This is a genomic window from uncultured Campylobacter sp., assembly GCF_938018145.1.
Classification (GTDB): Bacteria; Campylobacterota; Campylobacteria; order Campylobacterales; family Campylobacteraceae; genus Campylobacter_A.
Window position 1 is genome coordinate 1 of record NZ_CALIII010000262.1, and the last position, 1,044, is coordinate 1,044.

Sequence of the window (1,044 nt, forward strand, 5' to 3'; positions counted from 1 at the left end):
AGGGACTAAACGAGCCGTATTTTGCGCCTGCCGCGCCGCTTCGGACGGTAAAAGGGCTTATCCGCAGCGTTTATGGATATGATTTTGACGGTAGCGTCAAGCAAGACGGCCTAAGCGCCAGCCTAAAATACGATTTTACGCCAAACGAGCTAGATAGCTACTACGCGGCGCTTGAGAGCTTGCAGCGCATACCCGGCAATATGGAGCGATTTAACACGCTTTACGGTCCGATGAATAACGGCTGGGTGAGCAACCCGCTGCTAAAGCCCGAGCGTCACAACCGCGTAAATTTGGGCTTTACTTACAAGAGCGAATTTTATAAAGAATACATGAGTTCGCGTCAGGGCGAGGATAGCTTTAGCGTGGGCGGGCACTTTATCGCAGACGACGCGCAGGATCTGGTTATCTACGATCGCCGCCACTCGGCCGCTGCTGCGCCGATGAATAAAAACGCCGTCATCACGCGCAACGTCGATGCTAGGATTTACAGCGTAAATTTGCGCGGCGAGTATAACTTCGCGCGAAATTTCGGGCTAAAAACCTCGCTATTTTACAACTACGGACAAAACAAAACCGACGGCAGACCGCTCTATCAGATCCGCCCGTTTGAGGCAAATTTAGCCTTTGATTACAAAGACTACGCGAGCTTTGGCAGCTACAATATCGGCACTGCGGTGCGCTACGTAGCAAAGCAAAATAGGGGAGATTTTGATAAAACCACCGGCTTTGGCATCGACAAGCGCGAAGCGGCCAAGAGCTTTACGACGATGGACGTTTACGGCGGATTTGAGTTTAAAAACAGCTGGGGCGTGAGGCTTGGGGTCACAAATATATTTGATAAAGATTACGCCGAGTTTATCAGCGGCGAGCACGTAGGGGCGCTAGATCCCGATCCGGTAGTGCATGCGCCGGGGAGGGCGGTGTTTGTTAGCTTCCACTCTAGTTTTTAAAATTTGAGCGGCGGCTCGTCTTTTTGCCCTATACTTCGTTGCTTTTAAATTTGGCTCGGTCATTACCTATATGGTAACTCCCGTCGCCAAATTT

General features: G+C 50.8%; 1 protein-coding gene. It reads left to right on the forward strand.

What is annotated here, in order from left to right:
- Positions 1 to 950: TonB-dependent receptor (locus Q0338_RS06025; protein ID WP_298085968.1), on the forward strand; the 950-nt coding region annotated here is incomplete at its 5' end.
- Between the last annotated feature and the right edge of the window lie 94 nt (positions 951 to 1,044).